General features: G+C 61.9%; 7 protein-coding genes. 4 read left to right on the forward strand and 3 right to left on the reverse strand.

Going from position 1 to position 9,155, the window contains the following annotated elements; genetic code table 11:
• The first annotated feature begins 69 nt into the window (after positions 1-69).
• The 3 genes from ABYM29_RS04560 (at position 70) to recG (ending at position 4,139) form a co-directional block, all read left to right on the forward strand.
• Positions 70-1,065, forward strand: coding sequence for an NAD(P)H-quinone oxidoreductase (locus ABYM29_RS04560; protein WP_372862679.1), 996 nt, complete (start codon positions 70-72; stop codon positions 1,063-1,065).
• A 66-nt stretch (positions 1,066-1,131) separates the two neighbouring features.
• A complete protein-coding gene (locus tag ABYM29_RS04565; protein ID WP_372862682.1) occupies positions 1,132-2,067 on the forward strand; it encodes a LysR substrate-binding domain-containing protein in 936 nt (311 codons plus the stop codon).
• On the forward strand, positions 2,064-4,139 hold the full coding sequence (gene recG, locus ABYM29_RS04570) for an ATP-dependent DNA helicase RecG (protein WP_372862684.1): 2,076 nt from the start codon (positions 2,064-2,066) through the stop codon (positions 4,137-4,139). Before ABYM29_RS04565 ends, recG begins: the two co-directional genes overlap by 4 nt.
• A 40-nt stretch (positions 4,140-4,179) precedes the next feature.
• Here the strand turns inward: recG and ABYM29_RS04575 are convergent, their stop codons facing one another.
• Positions 4,180-6,972, reverse strand: coding sequence for a hypothetical protein (locus ABYM29_RS04575; RefSeq protein WP_372862687.1), 2,793 nt, complete (start codon positions 6,970-6,972; stop codon positions 4,180-4,182).
• Between the two features lie 103 nt (positions 6,973-7,075).
• Between ABYM29_RS04575 and ABYM29_RS04580 the strand changes: the two genes are divergently transcribed.
• A complete protein-coding gene (locus tag ABYM29_RS04580; protein WP_372862690.1) occupies positions 7,076-8,098 on the forward strand; it encodes a helix-turn-helix domain-containing protein in 1,023 nt (340 codons plus the stop codon).
• 74 nt (positions 8,099-8,172) lie between these two features.
• On the opposite strand, the gene ABYM29_RS04585 is transcribed toward ABYM29_RS04580, so the two are convergent.
• Both ABYM29_RS04585 and ABYM29_RS04590 read right to left on the reverse strand, forming a co-directional pair.
• Positions 8,173-8,445: a hypothetical protein gene (locus tag ABYM29_RS04585; protein ID WP_372862693.1), complete on the reverse strand. Its 273-nt coding sequence runs from the start codon at positions 8,443-8,445 to the stop codon at positions 8,173-8,175.
• Positions 8,442-9,155: SIS domain-containing protein (locus ABYM29_RS04590; protein WP_372862695.1), on the reverse strand; the 714-nt coding region annotated here is incomplete at its 5' end. The genes ABYM29_RS04585 and ABYM29_RS04590, both read right to left, overlap by 4 nt.

Genomic DNA, 9,155 nt, shown 5'->3' on the forward strand with positions numbered 1-9,155 from the left:
ACGCCGGGCTCAGGCATACTTGGGCACATTCACCCATTTCGGCCGGCAGCATAACAAAGGGAAACCGTAATGACAGCGCTTCCACCCACCGCCCGCTACGTTCAAGTTAACGACGATCACAGTCTGAGCATTGCCGAACAGGCTCTGCCACCGTGCCGCGATGACGAACTTCTGATTCACGTCAGCGCTGCGGGCGTCAACCGCCCCGACCTGATGCAGCGCTACGGCCTGTACCCACCGCCGACCGATGCCAGTCCAATACTGGGCCTGGAAGTGGCTGGCCGTGTGGCAATGGTTGGCCGCGCCGTTGCAGGCTGGCAGGTCGGAGACCGGGTTTGCGCACTGTGCAACGGCGGTGGTTACAGCGACTATGTCAGCGTCCCCGCCGGCCAATGTCTGCCCATTCCCGACAGCCTCAGTGATGTTGACGCCGCCGCCCTGCCGGAGACCTATTTTACCGTCTGGCACAATGTCTTCGAGCGGGCCGGCCTGCAGGCCGGCGAAACGTTACTGGTTCACGGTGGCAGCAGTGGCATCGGCACCGCCGCCATTGCCTTGGCCGGCGCCTTCGGCGCCCGCGTTTTTGCCACCGCCGGCAGCGCCGAGAAATGCGCCGCCTGCGAGTCGTTGGGCGCCAGCATCGCGGTGAATTACCGCGAACAGGACTTTGTGGAAGTGCTGCGTAAGGCCACCGATGGCCGCGGCGTCGATGTGATTCTCGACATGGTCGGCGGCGACTATATCCAGCGCGATATCGAGCTGGCCGCCACCGACGGCCGCATCGTGTTTATCGCCTTCCAGGGAGGCTTTCGCAGCGAGCTGAATTTCTTGCCAGTGCTGATGAAGCGCCTCACCCTCAGTGCCTCTACCCTGCGCGCCCAGAGTCGCGAACAAAAAGCCGCTATCGCCGACGCCCTGCGCAACCGGGTCTGGCCGCTGCTGGCCAGCGGCGATCTGCGCCCCAGCATCGATCACGTCTACCCCCTGACCGAAGTCGCCAAGGCCCACCAGCGTATGGAGGGTGGCGACCATATCGGCAAGCTGGTTCTCGACCTCAGCCAGTAGGCAGCTGGCGCGGCGGCGTTGTACACTGTCGCGCCATAGCCTAAAACTATCGACACAGGCCGTTTAGTGACACTTACGGAATTACGCTACATCATTGCCTTGCAGGACACCGGTCACTTTGGCAAAGCTGCCGAGCGGTGTTTTGTCAGCCAACCCACCCTCAGCGTGGCTGTTAAAAAGCTCGAAGAAGAACTGGGGGTCAGTCTGTTCGAGCGCAGCCGCGCCAAGGTCAGCTGCACCGCTATCGGCGAACAGATTGTCGGCCAGGCCCGCCATGTCCTAGAACAGAGCGAGCGTATTCGCGAACTGGCCCAGCAGGGACGGGACCCCCTGGGCAGCCCGCTGGCCGTGGGCGCCATCCACACCGTCGGCCCCTATCTCTACCCGCGAACTATTCCCAAACTTCGCGAACTGGCACCACAGATGCCGCTGTATATCGAAGAAAATATGACCGCCACGCTGCGCGACAAATTGCGCAATGGCAGCCTCGATGCCATCGTTGTGGCACTGCCCTTTACCGAAGCCGAGGTGGTCACCCAAGCGCTATACGAAGAGCCCTTCGTGGTATTGCTACCCCGCGACCACCCACTGGCGGCCCAGACCGCCATTGAGCGCAGTGATCTGATTCAGCAGGACGTGCTGCTGCTCGGCGAGGGCCACTGTTTCCGCGACCAGGTGCTGGAAGCCTGCCCCGGGCTCCGCCAACAGCTGGCGCGCAGCGACCGCTTGCTGCAGTCGGTCGTCGAAGGCAGCTCGCTGGAAACCCTCAAGCACATGGTGGCATCGCAATTAGGTATCAGCGTCCTGCCCCTGTCCGCCGCCCAGATTGGCCCCTATGGCGATAGCCTGCTGTGCACCCGGCCCTTTGCCGGCACCCCGCCCAGCCGCGAAATCGCCCTGGCCTGGCGGGCCAGCTTTCCCCGCCACCAAGCCATCGACATTATCAGCCGAGCCATTAGGGCGGTGACCCACGATGCGCAGATGGCAGCCCCTCAGTCATGACTGCCGCCCTCCACCAGCTCGATATCAGTGTCCTGAAAGGCGTCGGCCCACGGCTGCGTGAAAAACTGCATAACCTCGGCCTGCGCAGTGTCCAAGACCTGCTGTTTCACCTGCCGCTGCGCTACCAGGATCGCACGCGCATCTGCCCCATTGGCGCCCTGCGCCCCGGTGCCGATGTAGTCATCGAGGGTGAGGTGCTGGCCGCCGACATCGTCTTTGGCCGCCGCCGCAGCCTGGTGTGCCGACTGCGCGACGGCAGCGGCACCACCACCCTGCGTTTTTTCCACTTTAACGCCGCGCAAAAACAGCAGCTCAGCAAGGGCGCCCGCCTGCGCTGCTTTGGCGAAGCGCGGCGCGGCGCCGGCGGCTTGGAGTTTTATCACCCGGAATACAGCCTGCTTAATCGCGATGCGCCACTGCCCATCGATGAGCGCCTGACGCCGATCTATCCCAGCACCGAGGGCTTTGCCCAAACCAGCTGGCGCAAGCTCTGCGATCAAGCGCTGGACTATCTCGACCACCACCCCATTGCCGAATGGCTGCCCGACACCGCCCTGCCCGGCCGCTGGACACTGTCCGAGGCGCTGCGCTACCTGCACCGACCTCCGGTCGACGCCTCCTTGGAATTACTGCAGGCCGGCCACCACCCCAGCCAGCGCCGCCTCGCCTTTGAAGAGCTGTTAGCCCATAACCTGGCGCTGCAGAAACTGCGCGTCGAGGCGCGGCGCTTCGGCGCGCCTCGCCTCGACGGCCCGGCCGAACTGGAAGAGCAATTTCTAGCCGGGCTGGGCTTTAGCCTGACCGCCGCCCAGCGCCGCGTCGGCCGGGAAATTCGCGCCGACCTGCAACGGCCTTCCCCCATGCTGCGGCTAGTCCAGGGCGATGTCGGCAGCGGCAAAACGGCGGTGGCCGCGCTGGCCGCGCTGCGCGCCGTGGCCAGCGGCTATCAAGTGGCGATTATGGCGCCCACCGAAATCCTCGCCGAGCAGCACTTTCACAGCTTCAGCAATTGGCTGGCGCCACTCGGACTGGAAGTCGCCTGGCTCAGCGGCAAACAAAAAGGCAAGGCCCGCGCCGCCGCCCAACAGCGCGTCGCCGACCACGGCGCCCAGGTCGTGGTGGGCACCCACGCCCTGTTTCAAGACGAAGTAGTGTTCGCCCGACTCGGCCTGGTCGTGATCGACGAACAGCACCGCTTTGGCGTTCACCAGCGTTTGGCACTCAAGCAAAAAGGCGAGGATCAAGTCGGCCAACCCCACCAGCTGATCATGACGGCCACCCCTATTCCCCGCACCCTGGCGATGACCGCCTACGCCGACTTGGACACCTCGGTAATCGACGAACTGCCGCCGGGGCGCAGCCCGATCAACACCGTGGTGCTGGCCAACGACCGCCGCGACGCCGTCATCGAGCGACTGCGCGGCGTCTGCCAGAGCGGCCAGCAGGCCTATTGGGTGTGCACCCTAATCGAGGAATCCGACAAACTGCAGGCGCAGGCCGCCGAGGTGAGCTGGCAGCAGCTCAGCGAAGCGCTGCCGGAATTAACCGTGGCGCTGGTACACGGCCGGATGAAGCCCAGCGAAAAGGCCGAGGTGATGGCGGCCTTTAAAGCCGCCGACATCGACCTGCTGGTCGCTACCACGGTGATCGAGGTCGGCGTCGACGTACCCAATGCCACGCTGATGATTATCGAAAATGCCGAGCGCCTCGGCCTGGCCCAGCTGCATCAGCTGCGCGGCAGGGTCGGTCGCGGCAGCCAGCAGAGCCACTGTGTGCTGCTCTACCAAACGCCACTGTCGCGCAACGGCCGCCAGCGCCTGGCGGCGCTGCGCGACAGCAACGACGGTTTTGTGATCGCCGAACAGGACCTGCAATTGCGCGGCCCCGGCGAGGTGCTGGGCACCCGCCAGACCGGCTTGATGAGCTTTAAAATTGCCGACCTGCAGCGCGACGAAGACTTGGTCGACAGCGTGCGCGAACAGGCCATCTCCCTGCTGCAGCAACACCCGGAGAACGTCCAACCACTGATTGACCGCTGGCTGGCCGATCGCAGCCTGTACGCCCAGGTGTAGGCGACACCGCCAATACCGCTGCGACTTATCAAGCCGACAACTAGAGCGTTTTCATATACTCCAACAGCGCTCGACGCTCGCTATCTGACAGTGCGCGGGTCCATTCGTGACCGCGATTTTTCTTCGAGTACATGCCCGTATTAAAAATCATTCTATCCTCTAGGCCCCGCGCACCCACCGGAGGCGGCACAACCCAAGTTGGCCACAACAGGCCGCCGAGCAACAGGTCGGCCCCCCACTGGATTTCAGTGGGCATGTCCTGGGCCGGCTGACAACTGTAATAGGGAATACCCTGGCCACCGTCACCACAGTTCATCAAGTCGTAGTTCCAACCCATTTTGTCCCAGTTATAGCCACTAGACTCACCGTTGATACGCGTCTCAAAGGCATTGAAGTGCACCGGAGTCGTTGTGCGCTGGCGCCGCCAGACCTTGGGCCGCGTGTCGGGATCGAGAATTCCCCACACCGTCGGTACCGAGCCATTGTGCAAATACGGCGCGGAGGCCCACACGCCGTGCAATGGCGGTGTCACATAACCAACGGTCTTCTCTTCAAAGGCGCAGGCACCTTTTACCCGACCGACGCTCTCACCGATACCCAGGTTGGGAATCTGACCGAGGCTGGCTGCCAATGCAGGGCTGGTGGCATCGGCGAGTAATTCAAGATTGCCACTGTGGCCCAACGTGCGCGACAAGTGGTCGGCAAAATCCCCGCCGGAGATCCCAGAAAACATATAGTCGTCCAGGGTCTCAGTCATCCGGTCTTTTTCCTCTGGCAGAATATAGCCCGCCACTGCATCGGTATAAGACCACCAGAAGGTCGACACGTGCTCGCGCAACTCGCTGGCCCAACCCTCGGCCTGGGCGGGGTCGGTATCGATAATTTCCATCGGCACGGTGTAGCCGACCATGCCCGCCAGCACTGGATCGGGCAAAAAGCGTTTGTCGTTGATATAGCGCGGTGAGTAGGCTCCATGGCAGCCTGCGCAGGAACCATTACCCTTGGGCCGTGGGATGTCAGGGTTGGCATCATTTGCCCACAGGTCCTTTTCGTGGAACAACACCGCGCCCTGCTCGGCGAGGCCGCGGCGAATACAGCCGGAGTGATCGCCCTCTGTCGGTTGGCCGTCGCTACCGCGACAATAGCCGGCCGGATAGTCCGGCGCCTCAAGCGTCAGCGACCACTGATGAACATCTTCATAAGTGCCCTCATTGCCTTTTACCTGTTCGCCCGACAGATCGTTAACGCTGCCAAAGTACATATTGCCGCGGGATGAGTCCGTCGAGTGTCCACCAAACCACAGATAGCGCGTCTTATTGGACAGCCACCACCACGCTGGCGGGTCTTGGTCCCCGGTGTTTCCATGCAGCGGATAGGTGAGTAGGTGGGCGTCATTTTCCAACGAATCGAAATCGCGGCGAATCACCATCGCCTCGATCTCGGTGTCGGCGGCATTAGTACCCCGCGTGGTGTTAATCAGCGGGATATAGCCGACCGCGGGAACATCAAAGGGCAGCTCACTGCGCCCCTCGCGCTCGTACTGCGCGGCGTTGATCAAATCTAGGTACAAGACTCCCAACTCGGTATTGGTATTGGGCAGGCCCATAAATGTGCCGCTGTCATTGCCACCGTAGCTGCGGGTGTTCGCCACACCATCCCGGCTAGTCACCTCGCCGCTGCCGATTTGGCCGGCATGACAACTGAAGCAGGTCAGACCAATAGTGCCCATGTAATTGCCATCGGCATCCCTACCCTGGGCAAAGCCAAGCGGCAATCGGCCGCTGCCGCCAAAGTCCTTACTAAGCAGCTGCCGCTCATCAATACCGCGCTCGGCATCCACAATCGGATAGGGATTATAGATATGCGCTGGTGGTGGCGAATGACCGTAGCGTTCGAACAGCTCATCATCATAGTTCGCAGGGCGCTCAGGCATTTCCCACAACCGCCACAGGCTGTTCCACACCTGCGCCGATGCCACGCCACCAACATGATCGCCACTATGAGGCTGGTCCGAAGGCGTCATCGCCACCCAATCGTGACCATTTTGCACTGCCCGGCGCCATTCACCGCACGTCGCCGGGTCGCGCTTGGCAGAGTAAATCGCCTCTTTGCCTGCGGCCACGCGCAACGCATTCTGCCGCGCCTGGGTTTCAAACAAGGTATCGGTATGGCATATCTCATAGGGATCATTGAAGTGAACCCCATAGGCTTCGCTGTCAATCAGCTGCGCCGAGCCCGCAAAGCCATCGGCTTGCAACAACCGCCTGGGGTCGCGACTCCAGTCAATGGGGGTGGTATCAGCCGCGCCGTCGCAAAGTTGATTAACAAAAAAATGCTTGCCGGGGTTACCCAGCAGTGGTGGCAACTCGGCAGCCCCACCAACACCAGAGGGCGTACAATCAACACCGCTCTGCCAACAGCTAAGCAAGCGATGCACGGCATTATAAGCTGCGCCGCCCTTGACCCAGGGCTTGCCGCCGCTATGCGGCTCAGAGTCATCAGAAGCTTCTCGCAGCAGTAGATTGTTATCGACACCGCCGCCCAGTCGCTGCCACGCCTGGTGTGTATTGGCGTAGTCTTCAGCAGGGTTCGCCGACAACAAAAAACGCCGACCGTCGTCAACATCGGCCACCCCTTCGGGTATGTGACAACTGCGACAAAAACCCAACTGCGGCTGCACATTGTTGACGAAGTGCTCACCGCCGAGTTCACTGCGACTGTCACCCGTCGCGACACCGGCGGGCTGACCGTTTTCAACATTGCCCCCGCCACAGGCAGAAATAAGCAGCGCGGTCAGGGCCGCCGCCCAGAGATTGTTAGCTTTCACCAGCATCACTCACACCCCGTCGTTATTATTTGCCGATGGTAGTGTGCAAGACGACTTCTCAGTGAGGGGCAGTTGTGCCATAATTTTTGTCATATCAGGCCAGGCAACCATGACAAATTCCAAACTTATCGGAGTGCCCTCGGCATACCTTAACCTCATTGTGCAGCTCGCCGAGGCCCGCGGGGTGACGGCCGACCGCCTGCTGCAAGGGCTATCCATCGACCCCGCGCACCTAGCCCGCAGCGACAGCCGGGTCGACCAGGCGACTACTGCGGCGCTGCTGCTGCGCGCGCTGTCGCTCAGCGGTGACCCCGGATTCGGCTTTGCCATCGGCTTGAACAGCCAAATGACCAGCCACGGTTTTGTCGGCCTGGGCCTGGCCACCTTCAACACCGTGCGCGATGTCCTGGAGTTCGGCCGGCGCTTTGTCAGTTTGCGTACCCCCTTTCTGCATATGGCAATCCGCGCAGACGGCGACCACACCTTTGTTGAGGTAACCGAGGCCGTTGAGCTCGGCCCCCTCAGGCAGTGCGTGTTTGAATTTTTCCTATCGGGGCTGTGGCGCATGGCCCAACAGATAGCTAGCGAGGTGCGCGCCGACGACCGGCGTATTGCCCTGTGCTTCGACTTCGCGCCTCCGGCCTATTTCCAAGACTATTGCGCACTGCTGCCGAGCTGCGAATTCCACAGCCCGATCAATGCCTTGCGCCTACCCAGCGAATTATTGAATCAGGAACTCTCCACCGCCGATCGCAGCACCGCCGAACTGGTTACTCAGCAGTGCGAGCGCGAACTCAGCGAGATCGGCGCTGCCGCGGTGCCCTTTGTCAACCGCGTGCGCGCCATACTCGATGAAGTCGACAGCGACTACCCCAAACTAGACGAATTGGCAGCACAGTTGCACCTGTCAGCGCGCAGCTTAAAGCGCCGCCTGCAGACCGCCAATTCGACTTTCCAACAAGAGCTCGATGCCGCGCGGCTGCGCCGTGCCAAGCGTCTGCTGTGCAACGGTCAGTTGAGTATCGGCGAAATTGCCCTGCGACTTGGCTACCGGGAACCGGCAAATTTCACCCGCGCCTTCCGCAAATGGACCGGCGAAACGCCATTGGCCTACCGCAAGAAAAATCACTAGCGGCGGGCATCGCTCAACAAATACGGATGCCTGGGCGCCTAGCCGATAAAACAGCAGCTCCCGGACACCAAGCATCAATCCTCGAAGCAACCGCGCTGTGCAAAGCAAAAACCCTTGGTCGCCGCCGGGTGGCGCTGCAGCTCGAAGTCGATGGTCATGTCGCGGCCCAGCCGGTAGACCTGCTCCTCGCTGGCCGGCTCGCCGTTGACAAAGATGCGGTTGGCGGCGTCGACATAAACCTGGTACTCCAGCCGCTGCGGCGAGTCCTCGAAAAACAGGCTGGCGCCGAGTAGCAGCAGTGTCAGCGCCGCCAGTGCCAGCAACATCGCGCCCAGCAACGCCTTCACTTGCGTTTGTCTTCCAGCCGCAGCGCTTTAAGGCCCTCTTCCAGACTGTCCAGATGCTCGCGCAATCCGGCCTTGCTGGCCGAGATGCCGACGGTGAGAATATCGAGCACCGTCATATGTGCCAGCCGCGAGGGCAGCGGCGTATAGGCGCCCTCGTCGTTGGCCACATCGACGTAGATCGGCAGGTCACTCAAGTCGGCGATCGGGCTGCCGCTGGGGGCCAGCGCAATCACCGGCGCGCCATTTTTTTTCGCCAGCTTGATGGCGTCGAGCAGGGCGCGGGTGCGGCCGGACTGGGAGATCGCCACCACCACGTCGTCGGCGTGCAGCGACATCGCCGACATCGCCTGCACATGGGGGTCGGCGTAAACGCTGGCACTGATCTGCAGGCGGAAAAAATTGTGCTGGGCGTCGCTGGCCACCGCCGCCGAGGCGCCAAAGCCATAGAACTCCACCCGCCGGGCATTGCCCAGCAGTTGCACCGCCTTTTCGATGGCTTCCACCTCGATGCTGTCGCGCACCCGCTTCAAGGCCTCCATGGTCGAATCAAAGACCTTGAAGGTGTACTGGCGAGCGCTGTCGTCGTCGCTGTAGCTAAAGGCCTCGTACTCGGGGCTGTGAGCCACATGCTGGGCCAGCGCCACTTTAAAATTCTGAAAGCCGTCGCAGCCCACCGCGCGGCAAAAACGCACCACCGTCGGCTCGCTGAC

The sequence above is a fragment of the Spongiibacter sp. genome, from assembly GCF_041602295.1.
Classification (GTDB): Bacteria; Pseudomonadota; Gammaproteobacteria; order Pseudomonadales; family Spongiibacteraceae; genus Spongiibacter.

What these genes read in the sequence shown, in the direction of transcription:
- ABYM29_RS04560 (WP_372862679.1), top strand. Translation starts at nt 70, where the DNA reads ATGACAGCGCTTCCACCCACCGCCCGCTACGTTCAAGTTAACGACGAT.
- ABYM29_RS04580 (WP_372862690.1), top strand. Translation starts at nt 7,076, where the DNA reads ATGACAAATTCCAAACTTATCGGAGTGCCCTCGGCATACCTTAACCTC.
- ABYM29_RS04575 (WP_372862687.1), bottom strand. Translation starts at nt 6,972, where the DNA reads ATGCTGGTGAAAGCTAACAATCTCTGGGCGGCGGCCCTGACCGCGCTG.
- recG (WP_372862684.1), top strand. Translation starts at nt 2,064, where the DNA reads ATGACTGCCGCCCTCCACCAGCTCGATATCAGTGTCCTGAAAGGCGTC.